This window comes from Nocardioides cremeus, assembly GCF_030518195.1.
Lineage (GTDB): Bacteria > Actinomycetota > Actinomycetes > Propionibacteriales > Nocardioidaceae > Nocardioides > Nocardioides cremeus.
In genome coordinates, this window is sequence record NZ_JAULSC010000002.1 from 93,791 (window position 1) to 116,950 (window position 23,160).

A 23,160-nucleotide genomic window follows, 5' to 3' on the forward strand; every position below is an offset into this window, starting at 1 on the left:
CTTGGGTGATTGCGGCATCAGTCCCCGCTCTCGAACACGGTGCCGGTGTCGAGAACGCGGTCGCTATCGCCAACCAGTCTGGCGATGACCTCCGACAGGTCAGTCGCGGTTGCTACATCGTTAAAGAGGCTGGCGCTGCGGAGCCGCTTCACGGGCTCCAGATAGATGTCCTTCGTAGTCACCACAGAGGCGTGTCCCAGCATGTCCCTGACGATGTCGTAGGCGGTCTCGTAGTTCCGTTCGTCGTATGCGCCGTGGGGGTCACGTCCGTCGCGTTCGTCGATGCGCCGGTGCAGGGCTGCGAGCACGTACAGGGCGAACGAGAAGCGCAGGCTGTGAGAACTAATCCATGGCACGGTCCGAACGTCTGCACCGAGGCCCTCCCACTGCGTGAGGACGCGGTTGTTGGCACGTCGGAAGACCTTCTTCCAAGCGTCCTCCGTCATGGCCGAACCGTCGTCCTTCAGCCACAGCGACTGTGGTTCCAACTCGCCGCCCTCAGTTCGTACGAACACCCGAGAGCGCTCGATGATGGTCAAGTCGTCGAGCAGCCCGCAGCGCCCGTCCTCTGCCTCGTATGCCAGGTCTCGTCCGTCCTGGACCCAGCGAACGACGAGCAGCCGCTCACTGGTGGCGCGTGTCTCGTAGCGGCCAGCAGCCTGGGCTCGCCGTACCGCCCTGGCTCGCTCGCCCTGGCAGTAACGCGCAACCCGATCCAACGCCAACGGGAGCGGCGTGTAGATGCGGCTCTTCCGGTACTTCGCGGTCTCAGTGGCCAAGCGCAGGTCAATCGAGTGCTCAGGCATCTCGGGTAGCAGTAGCGCCCGCTGCTCGCCACTGCGCAGCGCCGAGGTAATCATGAGGTCGGTCAGTGCGCTGTCCCGGTCTGTGTTGTGTCCACGCCATGAGGTGAGTGGCGGTCCGGTAACGACAGCACGGTCTCGCCGAACTGCTTCGTGCCCAAGCAGCCCGACGTTGCGCCATACCTGATAAGAGGCTGGGGTGACCCAGCGAAAGCGCTCAGGACGCGACGCGTGACCTGTCGGCCTACTGCGTCCCCTGGGCGACTTAGCGGGTCGCGCTTCTGGGACGGGCGACTGGTCCACGTGTCCTTGCTTCACGGCCCAGTCGTAGAGCAACTTGAGAGCGAAGTGGGCACGATCGAATGACGACTCGCGGATGTGCACCTTCCGCTCACCAGGCAGGGGCGAGCGATGCAGGTTCCTATCAGTCCGCCAGCGCCGGTAGTCGTCGTAGTGGCTTTCTGTCGCATCGGTCCATGTCAGGTCTTCGCTCCAGAGGAACGAGCACCAGTCGGCGATGTTGCGGGCGTACGCGTCCTTGGTCAGGTCACGTCTCGAAGCGAGGGGACCCTGAGTGCAGAAAGCGACTAGTCGTGGGTCGAGTTCGAGTTCAGGCGAAACGATGATTGGCGTGCCCGAGGTGACCCCGTGGGCTTGCTCCTCGTCGGCTAGATCGGCCAGTGCCACGAGGTCGGGATGCAGGTGTACCGGTACCTGCTTGTCCTGGTCGACGAAGAGCACTAGCCAGTGTGTTCCTGGCTCGTTCTCGGCTGGCGTCACTTGAACAGTGTATGGCTTGAACAGTCGTAATGTCCCCAGAACAGTGCACCCAGCAGCACCTGACCATCCCGGGCCGCTACGACGTCGCCGGCGCCTCGCTCGTCGGCTCGCCCGCGGTCAACATCGGCTTCAACAAGGACGTCGCGTGGAGCCACACCGTCTCCACGGCCTACCGCTTCACGCCCTACGAGTACCTCACGCTCGGCCCGACGACGTACCTCACCGACGCCGGCCCGCAGCCGATCGAGCGCCGCGAGGTGGAGGTCGAGGTGCTCGGCGAGGACGGCCGGGTCAGCACCGTGACCGAGGACCTCTACCGCACCGCCGAGGGGTACGTCGTCGACTCGCCCGACACCCTGATGCCGTGGGGCGCCGCCTCGGTCTGGGCGATCCGCGACGCCAACGCCGAGCACCTGCGCACCATCGACACCTTCTTCGACATGGGCAAGGCCACCGGAGTGCGTGACCTGCTGCGCCGCCAGGACGCGGGGGCCGGGATGCCGTGGGTCAACACCACGGCCGCCGACCGCGACGGCCGGGTGCTCTACGCCGACCACTCGGTGGTGCCCAACGTGCCCGACGCGCTCGCCCAGCAGTGCATGACCCCGGTGGGCCGGGTGCTCGAGCAGGTGGCGGGCCTGCCGGGCCTCGACGGCACCCGCGCCTCCTCGTCGTGCGCGTGGGGCGCCGACGACGACGCCCAGCGCCCCGGCATCTTCGGCCCCGAGAACCTGCCGTCGGTGGTGCGCCGCGACTGGGTGATGAACGCCAACGACTCCTACTGGGTGCCCAACGACGAGGTGCGCCTCGAGGGGTACGCCGCGATCATCGGCTGCGAGCGCTGCGAGCGGACGATGCGCACCCGGGTCGTCTCCGCCTACGTCGCCGATCGCCTGGCGGCCGGGCGCAAGGAGACCCCGCGCAGCTTCCGCGGCCACCAGCACGAGAACCGGGTGATGGCCGCCGAGGTGATGCGCGCCGACGGCGCCCTCGACGAGGTCTGCGCGCAGACGGGGGAGACCGAGGCCTGCGCCGCGCTGTCGGCCTGGGACGGGCGCTCCGACAAGGGCTCGCGCGGCGTGCACCTCTTCGAGGAGTTCGTGACGCGGCTGCCCTCGGTGCCCCTCGACCTGGTCGAGACCGTGTGGCGCACCCCCTTCGACCCGGAGGACCCGCTGCACACCCCGCGCGACCTCAACACCGACAACCCGCAGGTGGTCGAGGCGATGCAGGCGGCGATCGATGCCGTGCGCGACGCCGGCCTCGCCTTCGATGCCCGCTGGGGGAGCCTGCAGGTCGCCGGCGACCGGGGGGCGCGGCCCTACGGCCTGGGTGGCGGCACCGGCGACGCGGTGGGCAACGCCAACGCCCTGGCTTCGCGCGACGTCGTCGACCACGCCGACCGCTACCGGCCGATCACCTACGGCTCGTCGCACATCCAGGCGATCAGCTACCGCGGCCGCCGTGGCCTCGACGCCCGCACGATCCTGACCTACGGGCAGTCGGAGGACCCGCGCTCGCCGTTCTCGCGCGACCAGACCCGCCTGTTCTCCCAGGAGAAGTGGGTGCGCTTCGCGTGGACCGACGCCCGGATCCGCAAGGACCGGATCCGTCGGCAGGTGGTCACCCGCTGACGGACCCGGTCCGTGTGGTTGCTGTGGAGGCCTCGCCTCAGCGGCGGACCTTCACCTTGAGCACGTCGGTGACGGCGCCGGTCACCGACTCGGAGCCGGGGACCACCAGGCGGTAGCGCGAGGTGCCCTTCTTGCGCTCCTTGGGGAACGAGACCAGCACGCGCCCGGTGTCGGCCGGCAGGGTCCGCTTGGTGGTCCAGTCGCCCTTGGCGAGGCGCTGCAGCTCGACGGACTCCAGGCCGGGCTGGTCGATGGTGACCAGGTCGGTGCCCACCCGCTGGCCGCGGCGCAGCTTGACCTTGTCGGCGTCGAAGTCGTCGATGGCGGTCACGGCGCGGGGCACGTCGAGGGTGCTGTCGTCACCGTCGGTCTCGAGGAGGCAGCGCAGCCCGTCCTCCCAGTGGTAGTTGGTGCCGGCGACCTGGATCCACTCGACCGTGTAGTCGGTGGTCCCGGCCGGCCAGTTCCGGTGCTGGGAGTAGGGGAAGGCCCGCGTGCCCGACCAGGTGCCCTCGTTGTTGTGGTAGTTCAGGGTGATCTGACCGGTGGCCGTGCGCAGCCGGATGTTGATGTCGTTGGCCTGGCCCTGCGGCAGGTCGCTCGGGTAGGCGACCACGAGACCCGCACACGTGGGGTCGGCGTACTTCCAGTTCCAGTCGAAGTGGCCGCCCGGGTTGGTCGGGGGGTTCGGCGGGAACTCCGGCTCCGGCTCCGGGTTCGGCACCGGGTCGGGCTCGGGCTCCGGGTTCGGCTCCGGGTTCGGCTCGGGCGCGGGCTCCGGCTCCGGGGCGGGAGAGGTGGCAGCCGGCACCCACGAGTAGGAGTAGTGCGAGATCGCTTTGCCCTTGTTGCTCACCGTCGAGGTGTAGCTGACGGCGATGGAGGCCAGCGGGGTGTCGAGCTCGACGTACTGCGGACCGTCGCCCTGGTTGATGCTGCCGGCCTTGACGCAGTAGCGGTTGATCAGGAAGCCGGCAGGCGCGGTGAGCGTGACCGTCATCGGGTCGCCGGTGGTGTCGCGCTTCTCGGAGTCGAGATCGTCACAGACCTGGTCGCGGTCAGGGGGGCTTGCGACCGCCGCCGGAGAGGCGCTCAGCGCCACGACGGTGCCGAGTGCCAACAGGGCGCTCAGGCCACCGGCCAGCGCGGCGCGGCGCGGTGAGCGGGTGGGCGGGGTGGTCTGGTGCACGGTGGTCTCCTCGATCAGCAGGTGATGAGACCACCCTGTCGTGCTGGGCTGGCCGTCGGGCCCGGCTTGTGCAGACCTTGTGCCCGCTGGTGCCAACCTTGCGGATTCCTTGCGGAACGGGTCGGGCTCAGCGCAGTGCGCCGTAGGCCCGCGTGGGGTGCAGCCGCAGCACCACGCGCCGTTCGGCGACCATGGCAGCCCGGTACTCGTCCCAGTCGTCGTGCTCGCCCGAGATCGCCCGGAAGAGCTCGACGAGCTCGTCGGTGGCCGCGTCGTCGGGGGCGCCGGCCACCTCCGAGAGGGTCACGTCGGCCTCCACGACCGCGTAGGACCAGAAGCTGTCGCCGTTGACGTGCAGCGCCGCCCACGGCGTACGCCGGAGGTTGGCGTGCTTGGCACGGTCGGCGGTGGTGGAGACCCGGATGACGCCCTGCTCGTCGACGGCGTGCACGACGTTGGACAGCTGCGGCCGGCCGTCGCGGCGCAGCGTGGTGAGCACCGACTGGTGGGTCCCGCGCACGGCGGTCATCGCCTTCTCGATCTCCATGCCGCCAGCCTCGTCGTCGGCGCCCGGCTGCGCCACCCCCGATGAGGAGGGCCGGTCAGCGCGCGGGCGCTGCCGGGACGTGGCCGAGCTCGGCGTTGTCGGCGTCGGCGAGGGCGCCGGCGCTGCGCGGCTCGCGGGAGTCGGGGATGCGGGCTCCGGCCAGGGCGGCGAGCGCCATCGCGCCGGCGAGCACCAGGAAGCCGACGACGTAGGCCCGCTCGGTCGGGTAGCCCGAGGCCAGCACGTCGGCGGTCAGGATGCCGGCCATGACGGCCGAGCCCACGGCACCGCCGATGGTGCGGATGTTGGCGTTCATGCCGCTGGCCACCCCGGTCTGGTGCGCGGGCACCGCGCCGATGACCACGCCGGCCAGGGACGAGAAGACGAACCCCGAGCTGAGCCCCTGCAGGGTGGTGGCCAGGTAGAGCTGCCAGGTGTGGTCGTGGAAGAGGGCCACCGAGGCGAAGGCGACGGCGTTGCCGAGGGTGCCGGCCACGATCACGGTGCGCGCGCCCAGGCGGCGCACCAGGCGCGCGGTGACGAAGCCGACGAGGAAGCTGGCGACCGCCGAGGGCAGCAGCAGCGCCGCCGACTCGCTGATCGAGGCGCCGAAGCCGTAGCCGGTCTCGACGGGGCTCTGCAGGAACTGGGGCAGGAAGCCGAAGGAGGCGAACATCCCGAAGCCGACGAAGGCGGCCACCGCGTTGGCCGTCCACACGCCGCGCTGGCGCATCATCGTCATGTCGATCAGGGGCACCGGCACGCGGGTCTCGACGCGCACCCAGGCCACCAGCAGGAGCGCCGCGGCGACGAGCAGGCCCACCACCCGCCCGGAGCCCCAGCCCCAGACGTTGCCCTGGCTGACGCCCAGCAGCAGGCAGACCAGCCACCCGGCCAGCAGCACCGCGGGCAGCACCGGGAGACGACCGGGGGTGCGCACCGGTGACTCGGGCACCAGCAGCAGGGCGCCCGCGCCGGCCAGCGCGGTGGCGATCATCGGCAGCCAGAACAACCACGTGAAGCCGAGCGTGTCGACCACCGGACCGGCGGCCACGATGCCGACGCCGAAGCCGACGGCGGTCAGCGAGGCCATCACGCTCAGCGCGCCGTTGACCCGGCTCGGGGCGAACTCGTCGCGGATGACCCCGAAGGCCAGCGGCATCACGCCGCCGCCGACGCCCTGCACGGCTCGGGCGGCGACCAGCCAGCCGATGGTGGGGGAGAGCGCGGCGAGCGCCGAGCCGAGCGTGAGCAGGGCCAGGGCGATGACCAGGACGCGGCGCTTGCCGACCGCGTCACCCAGGCGACCGACCAGCGGCGTGGCGATGGAGGCCGAGAGCAGGTAGGCGGTCAGCACCCAGGTGACGGTGGCCTGGTCGGTCTCGTACTCGACCTGCAGCTGGGCCAGCACCGGCACCACCAGCGACTGCAGCATCACGAACGACGCGACCGCCACCGCCAGGACGGCGAAGGTGACGCGCTCGTCGCCGCGCCGGCGCAGGGTCGAGAACGACGACCTCGTGAGCGACGGCACCCGGTTCCTCCTCGGTGATGGTTGTGCCTGACAACCAAGCACCCGGGGAGTGTAGCCCGGCGCCGGAGGCGCTCAGGCCTTCCGGTCGACCAGCAGCGCGACGGCGTTGAGCCCCGCCCAGCCCAGGGTCACGCCCATCACCTTGCGCCGCACGTCGCCCTCGGTGCGGGCGGCCAGCAGTGCGCAGTCGCCGAGGTCGGCGGCGATCCGGATCGCCATCGCGGCCTTGACCACGCGCGGCGACCCGAACACGCCCGCGGCGCTCACGGCGAGGTCGCGCACGCCGTAGGACTGCGAGAGCAGCTCGAGCCCATCGCGGTCGCCGGCCTGGGAGCCCAGGGCGTCGGGCAGGTGGGAGGGACGGGCCAGGGCATAGGCGCCGTACGACGCGGTGGCGGCGGACAGGGCACGGGACAGCTTCATGGTGGGCATGGCCTCGACGGTAGGTCGCGGGCTGGGCCCGGCGCTTACCCGCCGGGGGTCGCGGACCGGTTGAGCCGGGCCAGTAGCCCGGCCCCGGCACGCACGGGGGCGTGCAGCCGGTGGTGCAGCAGCGCGGCACGGGCCGCGTTGGCGCCGGGTGCGCCGTGGACCCCGCCGCTCGGGTGCGCCGAGCTCGAGCCCAGGTAGAGACCCCCGATCCCGGTCTCGGGGCGGCCCAGCCCCGGCACCGGCCGCAGCACCAGCATCTGGTGCAGCTGGGAGGTGCCGCCGTTGACGGCGCCGCCGACGAGGTTGGCGTTGCGCTCCTGCAGGTCGCGGGGGCCCAGCACCCGCCGGGCGAGCACGCGGTCGCCGAAGCCCGGGGCGAGCTCCTCGATCCGCGCCTCGACGCGGTCACCGAAGCGCTCCACGTCGTCGCGGCCCCAGCGGGCACCCACCGACTGGGGCACGTGGGTGTAGGCCCACAGCGACTCGGTGCCGGCCGGGCTGCGGGTCGGGTCGCTGGTGGTCATCTGCCCGGCGAGCAGGAAGGGGCGCTCCGGCACTCCGCCGGCCGCGACCTCGGCCAGCGCGCCCTGCAGCTGCGAGAGCGAGTCGCCCACGTGGAAGGAGCCCGGCGCGACCGCGGGCGCCCCGGCCCAGGGGATCGGCCCCGAGAGCGCCCAGTCGACCTTGACCGTGGCGGGGTCGAGCTCGAAGGACCGCATGCCGCGCGCGACCCGGGAGGGCAGGTCGGCGGGGTCGAGGAGGCGGCCGTAGAGCAACGGCGCCGACACGTCGGCGACCACGGCGCGGCGGGCGGCGTACCGCTCGCCCTCCCGGGTGCGCACCGCCACGGCCCGGCCGCCCCGCACCTCGACGGACTCGACCTCGGTGCCCAGCAGCACTCGGCCACCACGGGACTCGAGGCGACGGGCCATCGCCTCGGTCAGCCGGCCGGCGCCGCCCTCGGGCACCGGGAAGCCGACGCTCTGGGCCAGCATCGTCATGATCAGGCCGAAGGCGCCCGAGCCGGTGGAGTCGAGCGGGATGTCGGCGTGGCCCGCGCTGCCCGCGATCAGCGTTCGGGCGCCGCGACCACCGAAGCGGGGGGCGCCGAACGACGCCGCCGGCGTGAGCAGCTCGCGGACCAGGTGCAGGCCGCCCGCGCCGGGCAGCCGCGACAGCAGCCGAGCCCCCCCGCGCACCGGCGGGAACGGGTCGAGCAGGGCCGACAGCAGGGGCTCGCCCACCCGGTCCCAGGTGCGGCACAGCTCGAGCCACGCCTCGCCGTCGCCGGGGTGCTCGTCGTCGAGGCCGGCCGCGGTGTCATGGCGGTCGGGGTGCACCAGGGCCCAGCCGCCGTCGGGGAACGGGTGGCCCAGCGGGGCCGGTGGGTGCCGCCAGCGCAGGCCGTGCTCCTCCAGGCCCAGGCCGGAGATCACGGGCGAGGCGGCAGCGAAGGGGTAGAAGGCGCTGAAGGTGTCGTGCACGAACCCGGGGTGCACCTCGGTGTCGCTGCGCACCGCGCCGCCGACCTGGTCCTGCTGCTCGACGACCAGCACCGACCAGCCGGCGTCGGCCAGCAGGTTGGCGGCGACCAGGCCGTTGTGGCCGGCGCCGACGACGACCGCGTCATGACCGGGGCTCCCGGGACTCGAGGTGCTCACCGCTCCCACGGTGCCAGCCGTCCGGTGACCACGCACCACCCGCACCGGCGGTCCGGCGTCGGTGCTCAGGCCCCGGGCAGCTCGAACCACAGCGCGGCGCCTGCGCCCGCAGGGCCGTCGTCGACGCCGCACCGCCCGCCGTGGGCGTGCACGATCCGGGCGACGGTGGCCAGGCCGATCCCGTGCCCCTGGCCGTCACCGGCGCGGGCGAAGAGGTCGAAGACCCGGGCTCTGCGCTCCACCGGGATGCCCACGCCGTTGTCGAGCACCGTGACCCGCACCCGGTCGTCCTCCCGGGTCGCGCTGACCGCCACCTCGGGCGGGTGCCCCGGGCGCGCGAACTTGCGGGCGTTCTGGAGCAGGTTCTGCAGCACCAGGCTCACCTGGGCCGGGTCCCCGAGCACCGTGGGCAGGAGTCCGACGTCGACGCGTCCGCCCGAGCGCTCCCACTGGTCGCGCTCGTCGCAGACCAGCTGCTCGACCTGGGCGCGCAGGTCGACCACCTCGTGGCGCGGCGGCTCGTGCGCCAGGTCGTGCAGGCGCAGGGTGCCCTCGACCATGCCGCGCATCCGCTCCACCGAGCGCGAGGCCATCGCCAGCACCGACGACCGGGTCGGCACGTCGAGCCCGTCGCCCTCGAGCATCCCCAGGCTCATGGTGAGCGTCGCCAGCGGTGACTGCAGGTCGTGGCTGATCTGCGCGGCGATCGCCACGACGTCGGCGGTCGGGGGCTGGCTGGGTGCGAGGCGGCGCAGCCGCAGCTCGAGGATGCGGTTGGCCGCCACCGCCAGCGTCGCCAGCACCCGCCGCTGCTCCTCGTCGAGCTGGTGGGGACGGGTGCCGAAGAGGCAGAAGCGGCCGACCTCCTGCCCGCCGGACGTGGTCAGCGGCGCCGAGGCGTAGAAGCGCACCACCGCCCGCTCCCCGGTGACCAGCGGTGAGTCCTGCAGGTGCGGGTCGAGCGTGGTGTCGGGCACCTCGAAGAGGCCGGGCACGCCACGCGCTCGGCGGCACAGCGCCTCGGCGTACGGCGTCGTGAACGCATCGGTGCCGACGGTGACGGGGTAGTGGAAGGACTCGTCGTCGGCGACGGCCAGCGCCGCGACCTCCACGCCGGTCAGGTCGGCGGCCAGGGCGAGCAGGTCGGACAGGTCGGCGTCGGTGACCGCGCGCAGGGCGGTCAGTGCGCGCTCGGCCGTGCCCCGGTCGGCCAGACCGGCATGGCCGTCCACCGCCGAGGCGGTGCCGCGCTCGTGCGCCATGGGTCCTCCCAGCCCCGTGCCGCTTCGTCCCTCCACGAAAGCGACCCGGGTCGAGGCTACGACGGGGGAGGCCCCGGAGCCGGCAGGACGGTAAAAGGCGGCCGTGGTGGACCAGGGCCGGTCCAGACCGGGCCGGCGGGAGCGCGGGCCGGGTGGAAGCACTCGAGGCCCTCCGCATCTCTGCGTGAGGGCCTCGAGCGTGGTGATCGGTACGGCATCAGGGACTCGAACCCCGAACCCGCTGATTAAGAGTCAGCTGCTCTGCCAATTGAGCTAATGCCGCGTGGTGAAGCGACGTGAACGTTACCAGCGGCCGGCGCGGAGTCGAAATCGAGGGGCCCTGGTCGGCTCAGCGGGCCTCGAGGACGGCCTGCGCGGCGTGGTGGCCGCCCAGGCCGGAGACGGCTCCGCCGCGGCGGCTGCCCGAGCCGCACAGCAGGACCTGGTCGACGCCGGTGGCCACGCCCCACTGCTGGGCGGGGGTGTCGAGCCGGGCGCGGGGCGGCGCCCATGGCCAGTCGAGGTCGCCGTGGAAGATGTGCCCGCCCGGCATGGCGAGGTCGGCCTCGATGTCCTGGGGGATCTTGGCCTCGATGCACGGGTTGCCCTCGGCGTCGCGCGCCACGACCGAGGAGATCGGCTCGACCAGGTGCTCGTCGAGCGAGGCCAGCGCTCGCTCGACCGCCAGCCGCTTCGCGGCCTCCCCGTCGTGCTCGAAGAGCGTCGCGGGGGTGTGCAGCCCGAAGTAGGTCATCGTGTGCGTTCCCGGGGCGGCCGAGCCCAGGATGGAGGGGTCGCTCAGCGAGTGGCAGTAGACCTCGCCGGGCATCCGGGTGGGCACCCGGCCGGCGGCCGCGTCGGCCCACGCCTGCTCGATCTCGGTGTAGTCCTCGGCCAGGTGCAGCGTGCCGGCGAAGGCCACCTCGGGGTCGACCCCCGAGCGCAGCCGGGGCAGCCGGTCGAGGAGCAGGTTGATCTTCAGCTGTGCGCCCACCGGCTTCGAGGCGGCGTCCTCGGGCTCGCCGAGCAGGATCCGCAGCACCCAGGGCGCCACGTTGGCCAGCACCGTGGTGGCGGTGACGGTGCGCGGGCCGTCGCCGGTGTGCACGTCGACCTCGGCGGGGGAGCCCTCGCCGGGGCGGATGGCGGAGACGCCGGCCGAGGTGAGCACCTCGGCCCCGGCACCGATGGCCGCGCGAGCCATTGCGTCGGTCACCGCACCCATGCCCCCCACCGGCACCCGCCACTCGCCGGTGCCGTTGCCGACGAGGTGGTAGAGGAAGCACCGGTTCTGCACCAGCGAGGGGTCGTGCAGCGACGCGAAGGTGCCGATCAGCGCGTCGGTGCCGATCACCCCGCGCACGGTGTCGTCGGCGAAGCGCCGCTCGATGGCCTCGGCCAGCGGGCGCTCGACGATGTCGCGCCAGATGGTGGGGTCGACCTGCTCGCGCAGGTCGCGCTCGTGCGGCAGCGGCGCGAGCAGCGTGGGGGCGACCACCTCGGCCAGCCGACCGACGCCGGCGTAGAAGTCGCACCACGCGGCGTACTCGTCGTCGCCGCCGGTGAGCTCGCGGAACGAGCGCGCGGTCTCCTCACCCTCGGGGCGCTGGACCATCAGGCCGCCGGGCGTGCCGTCGCGCAGGGTCGGGGTGTACGACGCGGTGCGGCGCGAGGTGAGCCGCACGTCGAGGTCGAGGTCGCGCACCAGATCGTCGGGCATCACCGAGACCAGGTAGGAGTAGCGGGAGAGCCGCACGTCGTGACCGCTGAAGGCCGGGGCCGACACCGCGGCGCCGCCGGTGTGGTCTAGGCGCTCGAGCACGAGCACCGAGAGGCCGGCGCGGGCGAGGTAGGCGGCGGCGGTCAGGCCGTTGTGGCCACCGCCGACCACGGCGACGTCGTAGTGGGTGCGCGAGGGGGAGGCCGGACTCATCGGGCCAAGGTAGTCGAGCGCGTGCCTCGACAAATCCTCGGTGTCGCGCGTGTCGTGGGCGGGTGCGGGTGTCACGATGGGCCCGGCGCGGCAGGGGAGCCGCCGCCGTCCTGGGAAGGGAGCGTCGTGCCGACGAGCTCGACGAGCGCCACCGGTTGGCCCGGTTGGCCCGGCTGGCCCGGCTGGCTCGGCCGCTGGGAGGTCCGCGTGGCGGCCCTGCTCGGGGTGGTCGTGCTGCTGGGCCTGGCCGCGGTGCGCGCGGCCCCCGACGACGGCCACGTGATCGGCATCTGGCCCGTGGGGGTGGCGACGGGCGTGCTGGTGCTGGCCCCGCGTCGCCACGCGCCGGCGCTGCTGGGCGTGGTGCTGGCGCTGGCCCTGCTCACGCTCTCGTTCTCCGCCCGCCCGGCCGGGGTCGTCGCCGGCTACACCGCCACGATCGGGCTGGAGACGTGGCTGGTCTCGCGGGTGCTGCTGGGGGGCGCGGAGGGTCCGTGGCGGCTCCGGGCCGACCGGGACCTGCGCCGCTACCTGGGCGCCTGCCTCCTCGGTGGGCTGGTCGGCCTCGTCGGCGGCGCGCTGACCTCGGCCGTGACCGGCTTCGGCGATCCGGGCTTCGTCGGGCTGGCCCTGGGCGCCTCCCACCTGGCCTCCCAGCTGGTGCTCACCCCGTTGTGGGCCCGGCTGCCCACCCACGGCCCCCTGGCCCGTCGTCCCGAGCGGGTGCTGCAGTGGGTCGCGGTGCTCGTCCTCGCGCCCGCCGTGCTGGCCCCGGCGATGTTCCCCTCCGTGGTCTTCGTGCTGGTCCCGCTGCTGGCCTGGAGCGCCCTGCGGGTCAGCCCGCGCCAGGCGCTGGCCCAGCTCGTGGTGGTGCTGGGCGTGGCCATCGCGATGACCACGGCGGGCCGGGGCCCCTTCGCCGACGTGCCGGTGCTGCTCGACCTGCCGCGCGACGTGCGGTCCGTCCTGCTCGCGGCGTACGCCGCCACCTGCGCGCTGATCGTGGTGCCGTTGCTGCTGCGCGTCGGCGAGAGCGTCGAGGCGGCGCGGGCAGCGGCGGCCGAGCGCGACACGCTGGGCCGGATCGTGCAGAGCGCCACGGGGATGGCCATCATCGGCGCCGACCGCCAGGGTCGGATCACCCTGTTCAACCCGGGGGCCGAGCGGCTGCTGGGCTGGTCGGCGCGCGAGGCCGCGGGCCTGTCGACGCAGGTCCTGCACACCGCCGAGCAGGTCAGCGCCAAGGCCCACGAGCTCGAGGTCGACGACGACTTCGCCAGCGTCTCGGCGCGGATGCTCGAGCCCGACATGGCCGGGGCCGACATGGGCTTCGTGCGCAAGGACGGCACCGAGCGCACCCACTCGATGACGCTGGGGCGCATCACCGACCAGGCGGGCCGGGTGCTGGGCTACGTCAGCACCTCCGAGGACGTCACCGACCGGGTGGCTGCCGAGGAGGCGCTGCGCGACGCGCTGGCGCGCATGCAGGAGGTCGATGCCGTCAAGGACGCCTTCGTCTCGAGCGTCAGCCACGAGCTGCGCACCCCGATCACCAGCATCCAGGGCTACCTCGAGCTGCTCGGCGACGGCTCCTTCGGCGACCTGAGCGCGCAGCAGCGCTCGGCGGTCGCCAAGGTGGCGGCCAACAGCGAGCGGCTGCTGGTCCTCATCGACGACCTGCTCACCCTCTCGAGGGTCCAGGAGTCGGGACTGGGGCTCGAGGACAAGGTGCTCGACCTGGTCGCCGTCGTGCGGGCCGGCTGCGCGGTCGTCTCGCCCGGCGGCGAGCGGGCCGGCGTGCCGATCGGCGTCGAGGTGCCCGACGTGCCGGTGCCCTTCCTCGGCGACCGCGACATGCTCGAGCGCGTGGTCATCAACCTGGTCGGCAACGCGGTCAAGTTCACCCCGCGCGGCGGCCGTGTCGAGGTCGCCCTGCGCTGCCACGAGCAGGGCAGCACGATCACCGTCGCCGACACCGGCATCGGGATCCCGCTCGCCGAGCAGGACCGTCTCTTCAGTCGGTTCTTCCGTTCCTCGCTGGCCCAGGCGCAGGCGATCCCCGGCAGCGGCCTGGGCCTCTCGATCGCGCACTCGGTGGTGACCCAGCACGGCGGCACGCTGCGCGCGGAGTCGGAGCCCGGCGCCGGCACCACGTTCGTGGTGGAGCTGCCGTCGATGGTCTGACGCGGAATATCCAACATTCAACTACCGTTGCCCGAGAGTCCCCGTCCCAGCAGCTCCCTGCAACGAAGCGAGGTGGGCAGCATGCCCGCGATCACCGTCGACGACCTCACCACCCTGGCCAGGCTGGGCTCGCCCGGCCTCGGCGACCAGCCGCGCCCGGTGCTGCAGGTCAGCACCGCGCCCCAGGGCCACGAGGGGGAGGGCTTCCCGGTGCGCCGTGCCTTCGCCGGCATCGACCTCGCGCTGCTCGACCCGTTCATCATGATGGACCAGATGGGCGAGGTGGAGTACGCACCCGGTGAGCCGCGCGGCACCGCCTGGCACCCCCACCGCGGCTTCGAGACCGTGACCTACATGATCGACGGCGTCTTCGACCACCGCGACTCCCACGGCGGCGGCGGGTCGATCACCAACGGCGACACCCAGTGGATGACGGCGGGCTCCGGCCTGCTGCACATCGAGACGCCGCCCGAGTGGCTGGTGCAGTCCGGCGGGCTCTTCCACGGCATCCAGCTGTGGGTGAACCTGCCGCGCAGCGCCAAGATGAGCGACCCGCGCTACCAGGACATCCGCTCCGGCGAGGTGCGGCTGCTCACGACCCCCGACGCCGGAGCACTGGTGCGGGTCATCGCCGGCACCGTGGCCGGGCATGCCGGCCCGGGTGCGACGTACACGCCGATGAGCCTGGTGCACGCCACCGTCGAGCCGGGGGCCCGGCTCGAGCTGCCCTGGGACGTCGAGCACAACGCACTGGTCTACGTGCTCAGCGGACAGGGCTCGGTCGGCGTCGAGGAGCGCCCGCTGCGTACCGGCCAGACCGCCGTGCTCGGCGCCGGCGACTACCTCAGCGTCAGCGCCGCCGCCCGCCAGGACAGCCGTACGCCGGCCCTCGACGTGGTCGTCCTCGGCGGGCGCCCGATCCGCGAGGCGCTCGCCTGGGCCGGGCCGTTCGTGATGAACACCCGCGCCGAGGTGATGGAGGCCTACCAGGACTTCCAGAGCGGGCGCTTCGGCCACGTGCCGGCCTGACCGGTCAGGTCCTTGGCGAAGAAGGCCTGAGCGTAGGGGTTGTCGTTGTAGCGCTCGACCCGGTCGTAGCCCGCGCGCTCGTAGAGCGCCACGGCCTCGCCGAGCACCAGGTTCGTGTCGAGCAGCACCCGGCGGTGGCCCAGGTCGACGGCCAGCTCCTCGAGGGCGGCCAGCAGCAGCCGACCCAGGCCGGTGCCGCGGGCGGCGGGATCGACCCACATCCGCTTGACCTCAGCGCTCGGCGCGCCGTCGGTGCCGGGCAGCGCCCGCACGCCACCGACGCCGAGCACGCGCTCGTCGTCGAGGGCGAGCAGGTAGTGACCACCGGGGTCGACGAGGTCGGCCTCGACGACCGCGAACCCGCCGGGGAACCGGGCGTCGAGCTCGGCGACGTAGCGGCGTACGGCACCGACGACCCGCGGGTCGTCGTGCTCGGCGCGCACGAGGCAGGCAGGGCGAGGGTCGTCCACCCCGGAAGCCTAGGAGACCTGCGCGGTCGGGGGCACGACGGCCCCGGACGTGCGTCGGGCCCCTGGTCCGCACTCGTGCGGATCAGGGGCCCGGCGACAGTGGGGTGAACGACGGGGCTTGAACCCGCGACCCCCGCGACCACAACGCGGTGCTCTACCAGCTGAGCTACGCCCACCACGATCCGGCCGTGGCCGGAACGACGCAGAGTCTAGGGCACACGGCCCAGCGGTGCAGAATCGGGCTCGCCCCGTGGCCGGTGGTGGCTCAGGAGGGCTCGGTGAGGCCGGTGATGGAGCCGCCGTGGCGGGCGGCGAGCTCCTTGGCGGTGGCGCTGTCGGGGCCGGGGGGCGCGACGAAGACGGCCTCGCGGTAGTAGCGCAGCTCCTCGATGCTCTCCTGGATGTCGGCCAGGGCGCGGTGGTTCCCGCGCTTCTCCGGCGCGGCGTAGTAGGCCCGGGGGTACCAGCGCCGGCTGAGCTCCTTGATCGAGGAGACGTCGACGATGCGGTAGTGCAGGAACGACTCCAGCGCAGCCATGTCGCGGGCCAGGAACGCTCGGTCGGTGGCGACGGTGTTGCCGGCCAGGGGCGGCCGGCTGCCGTCGGCGCAGTGCTCCTTGATGTAGGCCAGCACCCGCTCCTCGGCCTCCGCCAGGGTGACGCCGTGCTCGAGCTCGACGAGCAGCCCGGACTTCTCGTGCATCTCGCGGACGAAGGGGATCATCTGGTCCATCGCCTCGGCCGGTGGCTTGACGATGATGTCCACCCCCTCGCCGAGCACGTTGAGGTCGAAGTCGGTGACCAGCGCAGCGACCTCGATCAGGGCGTCGGCGCCCAGGTCCAGGCCGGTCATCTCGCAGTCGATCCACACCAGTCGGTCACTCATGGGCCCACACCCTACGCGCGCGTCCCTCCGCGGCCGCGCCCCTCTCTCAGGGGCCGCTCAGCCCCCTCTCCTAGGGTCGAGGCGTGAGCGACGCGGTCAAGGAGTGGATCGGGCTGCTGGCGCGCCTGGCGACCGGCGGTGTCTGGATCGCCGCCGGCGCGGTGAAGCTGCCCGACCCCGGCGCGTCCGTGGCCGCCGTGCGCGCCTACGACCTGCTGCCCGAGGCGGTCGTGCCCACGGTGGGCCAGCTGCTCCCCGTCCTCGAGGTGGTGATCGGGCTGATGCTGGTGCTCGGACTCCTCACCCGGGGCGCCTCGGTCGTCTCCGCGGTGCTGTTCGTCGCCTTCATCGTCGCCATCGCCTCGGTCTGGGCGCGGGGCATGACCATCGACTGCGGCTGCTTCGGCGGCGGCGGCACCGACCCCGACGCGGCCTCGAAGTACCCCTGGGAGATCGCCCGCGACACCGCGCTGCTGGCGGCCTCGGTCTACCTGGTCGCGCTGCCCCGCACCCGCTGGGCGCTCGACAACCTCTTCCTCGCCCCGCGACGGGTGAGCACCCCTGACGTCCACGACATCAACCACGACGGCCACCTGAGCCACGAGGGAGAACGATGAGCAGCAGCAAGTCCAGGGCGGCCGAGCGCACCGCGCGGGCCCAGCAGGCACGCGTCGAGCAGGAGCGGGCCGAGCGGCGCCGCAGGCTGCTCTCGGTCGGCGGGGTGGTGCTGGCGATGGTGCTGGTCATCGGGGTCGGCTTCGCCATCCAGCGCAACCGCGACACCAGCACCGACGTGGCCGCGCCGTCGGCGGGCCAGGGCGAGTACGGCGTCACGATCGGCGAGGCCGACGCGCCGCACGACATCGTCATCTACGAGGACTTCCTCTGCCCGTTCTGCGGCGAGCTCGAGGAGGCCTCACGCGCCGACCTCGCGCGCCTCGCCGAGGAGGGCAAGGTGACGGTGGAGTACCGGCCCTTCGAGCTGCTCTCGCGCATCAGCGACTACTCGGGACGTGCCACCAACGCCTTCGCCGTGGTGCTCGAGGAGTCCGGCCCCGAGGTCGCCAAGACCTTCCACGACCTGCTGTTCGAGAACCAGCCCCCCGAGAGCGGCCCGTTCCCGTCCGACGAGGACCTCGTCGACCTGGCCGTCGAGGCCGGCGCCGAGGAGGCCGCGGTGGCCGAGGGCATCGAGACCGGGGCCCGCAGCGACTGGGTCGACGAGGCGACGCAGGCCGCCCAGGAGGCGGGCGTGCAGGGCACCCCGACGGTGCTGCTCGACGGCGGGGTCGTCAACGGCGGCTCGGTGGAGGAGATCGCCGAGCTGCTGGTCGAGGGCGTCGAGTGAGCGCCCCGGGCGCCGGGACCGGCCTCGAGGCGTTCGTGGCCGGGCTGCCGAAGGCCGAGCTGCACGTGCACCACATCGGCTCCGCCTCGCCCGAGATCGTCTCGGGCCTCGCGACCCGCCACCCCGGGGTGGTGCCCAGCGACCTCAACGAGCTGCGCCGCTTCTTCGAGTTCCGCGACTTCGCGCACTTCATCGAGGTCTACCTCGCCGTCGTCGACCTCGTGCGCACCCCCGAGGACGTCCGTTTCCTCACCTACGAGGTGGCGCGCGAGCTGGCCACCACCCAGCAGGTGCGCTACGCCGAGCTCACGTGCACGCCGTACACGTCGGTGCGCCCGCACGAGAGCGGCGTGGGGATGGCGATCGAGGCCTACACCGAGGCGCTCGAGGACGCCCGGGTCGCTGCCGAGCGCGACTTCGGGCTGGTGCTGCGCTGGATCTACGACATCCCGGGCGAGGCCGGCCTGCCCGCGGCCGAGAAGACGCTGGAGTACGCCCTCGAGCACCGCACCGACGCGCTGGTGGGCTTCGGGCTCGGCGGCCCCGAGATCGGGGTGCCCCGCCCGCAGTTCCAGCCCCACTTCGACGCCGCCCGGGCCGCCGGGCTGCGCAGCGTGCCGCACGCGGGGGAGACCACGGGGCCGCAGACGGTCTGGGACGCGCTGCGGCTGCTGGGCGCCGAGCGCATCGGGCACGGCACGTCGGCGGTCGAGGACCCCGAGCTGCTGGCACACCTGGCCCACAGCGGCGTGCCGCTGGAGGTGTGCCCCTCGTCCAACATCGCCACGCGGGCCGTGGCCGCGCTCGAGGAGCACCCCATCCGCGCGTTCCGCGACGCCGGGGTCACGGTCACCGTGCACTCCGACGACCCGTCGATGTTCGGCACCACCCTCAACAACGAGTACGTGATCGCGGCCGGGCTGCTCGACCTCGACGAGGAGGGCGTGCGCGACCTGGCCCGGGCCTCGGTGCACGCCTCCTTCGCGCCCAGCGACGTCGCGGCTCGCCCGCTGGTGCAGGGCGTCGTCGCTCGGGTCGAGCGCGTCCGCCTCGGCCGGGGTGAGGACCAGGTGCTCCGCGCTGCCGGTGAAGTGCGCCAGCATCGGGCCCGACAGCGCCGGCGGGTCGTCGGGGGAGAGGGCGCGCAGCTGGCTGGCGTGCGCCCGGATCGCGGCCAGCTTGGCCTCACGGACCTCCGGCGCGAGGTCGAGGCGCACCATCTGCCCCCAGGGCGCGTCGTCCGGCTCGCTGAGGCGCCACATCACCAGGGGGTACTCGAGCAGGCAGGCGCCGCTGCTGCGCGCGACCTCCGCCGCGGCGCGGCCCGCCGCCTCGTGGTCGGCGTGGCCGTCGTGGCGCCACGGGGCGACCAGCAGGGTGCCCTCGCCGTCACCGACGATGTCACCCAGCGCGACGACCATCTGGTCCTCGACGTCGGCCACCCCGCCGTCGGGTGCGCCCAGGAAGACGACGGGCGTGCCGGGCGCGAGCAGCTCGACGGCCCGGTCCATCTCGGCCAGGCGCTCGGTGGCCAGCGCGTGCCGCGTCACCTCGCGCCCGGGCGGGTGCGAGGCCTCGCCGGCGGTGAGCAGCACGACGTACACGTCGATGCCGGCGCGGTGCGCGGTGGAGATCAGGCCGCCCACGCCGAGGCTCTCGTCGTCGGGGTGCGCCGAGACGACCACCAGGCGGTGCCACCGCTCGGTGGCCGGAGCCACGTCGAGAGGTGGGACCCGGCCCCACTCCGGGTGCTGCTGCCACGTCTCCGGCAAAGATCTCGCCCCTCACGTCGTCGTCCCCGAGGTTAAGGATTCTCGCGAGGTGCCGGCACCCTCCGCCCGGGTGAAATATGATCGGTGTCATGGCAGTCGTCGGAGTCCCGGTGCGGGTCGCGATCGTCAACGACCACCCGATCGTGGTGGCCGGGGTCGCGGCCGTCCTCGAGCCGTACGCCGACCGGGTGCGGGTGGTCGAGATCGTGACCGGCGCCGAGGTGCGCTCCGAGGTCGACGTCGTCCTCTACGACACCTTCGGCCAGGCCCAGGGCGACGGGGTCGACCTGCCGACCCTCGTCGACGACGGTCGAGCCCGGGTGGTCGTCTTCAGCTGGAACACCGAGCCCGACCTGGTGGAGCGGGCGCTGGCCCGGGGGGCCAGCGGCTACCTCTCCAAGCAGGTCACCGGCCAGGAGATGGCCTGGGCGCTGCAGCAGGTCGCGGCCGGGGCCGAGCTGCGGCCGCAGGACGTGGGTGACTCCTCGCTGCCCGAGGTCGGCGCCTGGCCCGGGCGCGACCGGGGGCTGACCGCCCGGGAGGCGGAGGTGCTGGCGTTGATCTGTGCCGGGCTGACGAACCAGGAGATCGCCGAGCGGACCTACTTGTCGATCAACTCGGTGAAGACCTACATCCGCACCGCCTACCGCAAGATCGGGGCCGGGTCGCGCTCGCAGGCCGTGGCCTGGGCGATGCAGCACGGCTTCCGCCCCGAGCGGGTGCGGGTGCTGCGGCCCACCGAGCAGGATCCGCGCAGCGGCTGACCCGGCACCGGGAGGTGCCGGCGCCGCGACGAGCGCCCCCGGCAGGACTCGAACCTGCGACCGGCGGATTAGAAGGCCGCTGCTCTATCCAGCTGAGCTACGGAGGCGGGGGATCGGAAGGACAGTCGGAAGAAACGTAGGGACAACCCCGGTGCAGCTCGACGGCACCTGCCGACCCGGTCGCCAGTATGCCGTAGTGGGTCGTCGTGATGCGCAGGGGTGGATCGGTCCGCTCGGCCGCGGTTCTGGCTCCAGGCCGAGATCGGCTCTCGTAGCCAACGCCCCCGGCAACCACCCGCGTCGGGATCCCCGATGAGCGCTGTACCCACTGCCGCGCGCAGCTCGGCATCATGCACATGAGCGGGCGCCTCGCGGCCTCTCGTAGTCAGAAGGACCGAAGGGTCCAAGGACGCATGGGGCCCGCGGAGCGGATGCCGGTCACGGGGCCTTCGGTCCTTCCGGCTACGTCGCGACCACATCAGCCGACCATCCGAGGACCGGCAGATCCCATAGGATCTGCCGGCGCCTCGCGGGTGGGCGCCGGTGGGCGCAGGCGGGGGTAGCGTGGTGTCCCCTGCCAGGAGGAGAGCCCCATGGTCGAGTCGTACGAGATCCTGTCGCTGGTCCCGCCGCTGCTGGCGATCGGCCTGGTGGTGGCCACCCGCAAGGTGCTGCTGTCCCTGGGGCTGGGGGTGCTCAGTGCCGCGTTCCTGGTCGCCGACGGGTCGCCGTGGGGGACCGTCGAGCTGGTCGCGAGCGCGTTCGCGGAGATCTTCTGGGTCGACGGGGGCCTGAACACCACCTACGTCTACATCCTCGTCTTCACCCTCACGCTCGGTGTGATCACCGCGTTCATCCTGATGTCGGGCGGCACCAAGGCCTTCGCCGACTGGGCCCAGGAACGCATCAGGACGCGTCGCGGCGCGGTGGTGCTGCCCGCGCTGCTGGGCATGGCGATCTTCGTCGACGACTACTTCAACGCACTCACGGTCGGGCAGGTGACCCGTCCGGTCACCGACCGCTACCGGGTCTCCCGCGCCAAGCTGACCTACCTCGTGGACTCGACGTCGGCGCCGGTCGCGGTGCTGGTGCCCTTCTCCAGCTGGGGTGCCTACATCCTCGGGGTCATCGCGCCGATCATGGACGAGTCGTCGCTGAGCATGAGCGACGTGAGCGCGTTCCTGCGCGCCGCGGGCGCCAACTACTACGCCTACGCGGCACTGCTGATGGTCGCCCTCGTCGTCGCGCTCGGCGTCGACATCGGGCCGATGCGCAGCGAGGAGCGCCGCGCGCTGGTCGAGGGGGAGACCTACGACAGCGACGAGGCCATCCCCGGCCAGCTCTCGGAGGACCTGCCGGTGCACCGCCCCGGTGCCAAGCGCGCCCTGGTCGTCCCCTTCGGCCTGCTGGTCCTGGGAGTGCTGGGCGGGATCGCGGTGACCGGGCGGCTGGGGGCGGGCTCGTGGTCGCCGATCGACGTGCTCGCCGAGACCGACGTGACCCTCTCGCTGATCGTCGGCGGGGCGCTGGGCCTGCTGGCCTCCATCTACTACTACGCGCGCGACACCTCGTCGAACCCCAAGTTCGGCCGCAGCACCTTCGGCCGCGGCTGGCTCGAGGGCCTGCGGTCGATGTGGCCGGCCGTCAGCATCCTGCTGCTGGCCTGGATGCTCGGCTCCCTCATCGGCGCGCTCGGCACCGGCGACTACCTCGGTGGCCTCGTCGAGGGCTCCTCGATCTCGGCGTCCTGGCTGATCCCGACGGTCTTCCTGCTCGCCGGCGCGATGGCCTTCGCCACCGGCACCTCGTGGGGATCGTTCGGGCTCCTGCTGCCCATCGCGGGCGGGATCGTCAACGCCCTGGACGCGCCCGAGCTGCTGCTGCCGGCGCTCGGTGCCGTGCTCGCCGGCGCGGTGGCCGGCGACCACGCCTCCCCGATCTCCGACACCACGATCCTCAGCTCGACGGGCGCCGGCTGCAACGTGATCACCCACGTGACCACCCAGCTGCCGTACGTCGTCATCTCGGTCGTCGCGGCCACGCTCGGCTACGTCACGGTCGCCGTCGTCGGGTCCGTCCTCGCCGGCTTCGCCGTCACCCTGGCGGCGGGGGCGGCGATCCTGCTGGTGGCGCACCGCGTCGCCGGCCGCCTCGAGGACGACATCGAGGCGGGGCCAGGCGGCGTGACCCAGGCGTCATCGTCGTAACTCCTGCAGCGCGCGTAAAGGTCGCTAGGCTCGGGACGTGGACGCGTCGTCGCAGGGTTCGGGGACCAGCGGCACCTCCCCTGACGGGGCGGGGTGGCGCTTCCTGGTCGTCGACGACCAGGAGGACATCCGCGACATCATGGTCCGGATGCTGACCCGGTTGGGGCACAGCGCCGACGAGGCCGAGGACGGCCAGTACGCCGTCGAGGCCCTCGCCGCCGAGCGCTACGACGTGATGTTCCTCGACCTCTCCATGCCCCGGATGAGCGGCGAGGACGTGGTCCGCTGGCTGCGCGAGCACCCCGACGTGGCGCCCGGCCTGCGCATCGTGGTGGTCAGCGCCTGGGCCGGCGACAAGCGCTCGACCCTCCACGAGCTCGGCGTCGACGCCGTGCTGCCCAAGCCCTTCCGCAAGCAGCAGCTGGTCGACCTCCTCGAGGAGCTCGACCGGTCCGGCTGAGTCCCGCGAGGACCCGGAGGGGTGGTCGCGGCTCCGGGTACCTGGTTTTGATGGTCGCGGAGCCTGCGCCCTCACTATGCTGACGTCCAGCCGCCGGGGAGGGACCGTGCGGTGGTTCTCGGGACTGTCATGTCACCGCACCACCAAGGGAGGAACACACATGTTGAAGCTCATCCAGAAGCGCCGTGCAGCACGCCAGGTAACAGCTTGGTACTCGTGGCGTCCGGGTCGCTAAAGCAGATCGCACCACCGGTGGCAGGCGCGT

18 protein-coding genes, 3 tRNA genes and 2 pseudogenes are annotated in these 23,160 nt (G+C 72.8%); 9 read left to right on the plus strand and 14 right to left on the minus strand.

Annotated elements, in window-relative coordinates:
* Nucleotides 1-17 precede the first annotated feature (17 nt).
* Nucleotides 18-1,583: a site-specific integrase gene (locus QWJ41_RS03410; RefSeq protein ID WP_300388479.1), complete on the minus strand. Its 1,566-nt coding sequence runs from the start codon at nucleotides 1,581-1,583 to the stop codon at nucleotides 18-20.
* Nucleotides 1,584-1,612: 29 nt separating this feature from the next.
* On the opposite strand from QWJ41_RS03410, the gene QWJ41_RS03415 reads away from it, so the two are divergent.
* Nucleotides 1,613-3,217, plus strand: a complete 1,605-nt coding sequence (locus QWJ41_RS03415) for a penicillin acylase family protein (protein WP_302705766.1) — start codon at nucleotides 1,613-1,615, stop codon at nucleotides 3,215-3,217.
* 37 nt (nucleotides 3,218-3,254) lie between these two features.
* Here the strand turns inward: QWJ41_RS03415 and QWJ41_RS03420 are convergent, their stop codons facing one another.
* From QWJ41_RS03420 to QWJ41_RS03455, 8 genes are all read right to left on the minus strand, one after another.
* Nucleotides 3,255-4,406 (minus strand): hypothetical protein, encoded by a 1,152-nt coding sequence (locus tag QWJ41_RS03420; RefSeq protein ID WP_302705767.1) that lies wholly within the window; start codon nucleotides 4,404-4,406, stop codon nucleotides 3,255-3,257.
* 127 nt (nucleotides 4,407-4,533) lie between these two features.
* Entirely contained in the window at nucleotides 4,534-4,953 is a 420-nt protein-coding gene (locus QWJ41_RS03425; protein ID WP_302705768.1) for a PPOX class F420-dependent oxidoreductase, read from the minus strand.
* Between the two features lie 55 nt (nucleotides 4,954-5,008).
* Entirely contained in the window at nucleotides 5,009-6,487 is a 1,479-nt protein-coding gene (locus QWJ41_RS03430) for an MFS transporter (RefSeq protein ID WP_302705769.1), read from the minus strand.
* A 72-nt stretch (nucleotides 6,488-6,559) separates the two neighbouring features.
* Nucleotides 6,560-6,919, minus strand: a complete 360-nt coding sequence (locus QWJ41_RS03435; RefSeq protein ID WP_302705770.1) for a hypothetical protein — start codon at nucleotides 6,917-6,919, stop codon at nucleotides 6,560-6,562.
* A 35-nt stretch (nucleotides 6,920-6,954) separates the two neighbouring features.
* Nucleotides 6,955-8,580, minus strand: coding sequence for a phytoene desaturase family protein (locus QWJ41_RS03440; RefSeq protein ID WP_302705771.1), 1,626 nt, complete (start codon nucleotides 8,578-8,580; stop codon nucleotides 6,955-6,957).
* Nucleotides 8,581-8,645: 65 nt separating this feature from the next.
* On the minus strand, nucleotides 8,646-9,842 hold the full coding sequence (locus QWJ41_RS03445) for a GAF domain-containing sensor histidine kinase (RefSeq protein ID WP_302705772.1): 1,197 nt from the start codon (nucleotides 9,840-9,842) through the stop codon (nucleotides 8,646-8,648).
* Between the two features lie 210 nt (nucleotides 9,843-10,052).
* Nucleotides 10,053-10,125 (minus strand) — tRNA-Lys (locus tag QWJ41_RS03450).
* A 66-nt stretch (nucleotides 10,126-10,191) separates the two neighbouring features.
* The gene (locus QWJ41_RS03455; protein ID WP_302705773.1) at nucleotides 10,192-11,775 is read right to left on the minus strand and encodes a phytoene desaturase family protein; all 1,584 of its coding nucleotides are present in this window, start codon (nucleotides 11,773-11,775) and stop codon (nucleotides 10,192-10,194) included.
* Nucleotides 11,776-11,901: 126 nt separating this feature from the next.
* Here QWJ41_RS03455 and QWJ41_RS03460 point away from each other — a divergent pair, with 126 nt between their 5' ends.
* Both QWJ41_RS03460 and QWJ41_RS03465 read left to right on the plus strand, forming a co-directional pair.
* Complete coding sequence (locus tag QWJ41_RS03460; RefSeq protein ID WP_302705774.1) at nucleotides 11,902-13,959, plus strand: ATP-binding protein; 2,058 nt, start codon at nucleotides 11,902-11,904, stop codon at nucleotides 13,957-13,959.
* An 81-nt stretch (nucleotides 13,960-14,040) separates the two neighbouring features.
* Nucleotides 14,041-14,988 (plus strand): pirin family protein, encoded by a 948-nt coding sequence (locus QWJ41_RS03465; RefSeq protein ID WP_302705775.1) that lies wholly within the window; start codon nucleotides 14,041-14,043, stop codon nucleotides 14,986-14,988.
* On the opposite strand, the gene QWJ41_RS03470 is transcribed toward QWJ41_RS03465, so the two are convergent.
* The 3 genes from QWJ41_RS03470 to orn all read right to left on the minus strand — a co-directional run bounded on the left by QWJ41_RS03470 (nucleotide 14,943) and on the right by orn (nucleotide 16,344).
* Complete coding sequence (locus QWJ41_RS03470; protein ID WP_302705776.1) at nucleotides 14,943-15,458, minus strand: GNAT family N-acetyltransferase; 516 nt, start codon at nucleotides 15,456-15,458, stop codon at nucleotides 14,943-14,945. The two genes, QWJ41_RS03465 and QWJ41_RS03470, sit on opposite strands and share 46 nt — an antisense overlap.
* Before the next feature lie 100 nt (nucleotides 15,459-15,558).
* A tRNA-His gene (locus QWJ41_RS03475) sits at nucleotides 15,559-15,634 on the minus strand.
* Between the two features lie 89 nt (nucleotides 15,635-15,723).
* Nucleotides 15,724-16,344 carry an oligoribonuclease gene (gene orn, locus QWJ41_RS03480; protein ID WP_302705777.1) on the minus strand — a complete coding sequence of 207 codons (621 nt, stop codon included), beginning with the start codon at nucleotides 16,342-16,344 and terminating at the stop codon, nucleotides 15,724-15,726.
* Nucleotides 16,345-16,427: 83 nt separating this feature from the next.
* On the opposite strand from orn, the gene QWJ41_RS03485 reads away from it, so the two are divergent.
* The 3 genes and pseudogenes from QWJ41_RS03485 to QWJ41_RS22025 all read left to right on the plus strand — a co-directional run.
* On the plus strand, nucleotides 16,428-16,961 hold the full coding sequence (locus QWJ41_RS03485) for a MauE/DoxX family redox-associated membrane protein (RefSeq protein ID WP_302705778.1): 534 nt from the start codon (nucleotides 16,428-16,430) through the stop codon (nucleotides 16,959-16,961).
* A complete protein-coding gene (locus QWJ41_RS03490; RefSeq protein ID WP_302705779.1) occupies nucleotides 16,958-17,692 on the plus strand; it encodes a DsbA family protein in 735 nt (244 codons plus the stop codon). The genes QWJ41_RS03485 and QWJ41_RS03490 overlap by 4 nt, the downstream gene beginning before the upstream one ends.
* Nucleotides 17,689-18,687 (plus strand): annotated as a pseudogene (locus QWJ41_RS22025) (adenosine deaminase); the annotation flags it as partial. The gene QWJ41_RS03490 and the pseudogene QWJ41_RS22025, both read left to right, overlap by 4 nt.
* 369 nt (nucleotides 18,688-19,056) lie before the next feature.
* Here the strand turns inward: QWJ41_RS22025 and QWJ41_RS22030 are convergent.
* Nucleotides 19,057-19,410, minus strand: a pseudogene (locus QWJ41_RS22030) (PIG-L deacetylase family protein); the annotation flags it as partial.
* A 143-nt stretch (nucleotides 19,411-19,553) separates the two neighbouring features.
* Here QWJ41_RS22030 and QWJ41_RS03500 point away from each other — a divergent pair.
* Nucleotides 19,554-20,228, plus strand: coding sequence for a response regulator transcription factor (locus QWJ41_RS03500; protein ID WP_302705781.1), 675 nt, complete (start codon nucleotides 19,554-19,556; stop codon nucleotides 20,226-20,228).
* Between the two features lie 33 nt (nucleotides 20,229-20,261).
* Here QWJ41_RS03500 and QWJ41_RS03505 read toward each other — a convergent pair.
* Nucleotides 20,262-20,335: transfer RNA gene (locus tag QWJ41_RS03505), tRNA-Arg, on the minus strand.
* Between the two features lie 486 nt (nucleotides 20,336-20,821).
* On the opposite strand from QWJ41_RS03505, the gene QWJ41_RS03510 reads away from it, so the two are divergent.
* Complete coding sequence (locus QWJ41_RS03510; protein ID WP_302705782.1) at nucleotides 20,822-22,435, plus strand: Na+/H+ antiporter NhaC family protein; 1,614 nt, start codon at nucleotides 20,822-20,824, stop codon at nucleotides 22,433-22,435.
* 37 nt (nucleotides 22,436-22,472) lie between these two features.
* Nucleotides 22,473-22,895: a response regulator gene (locus QWJ41_RS03515; protein WP_302705783.1), complete on the plus strand. Its 423-nt coding sequence runs from the start codon at nucleotides 22,473-22,475 to the stop codon at nucleotides 22,893-22,895.
* The last annotated feature ends 265 nt before the right edge of the window (nucleotides 22,896-23,160 follow it).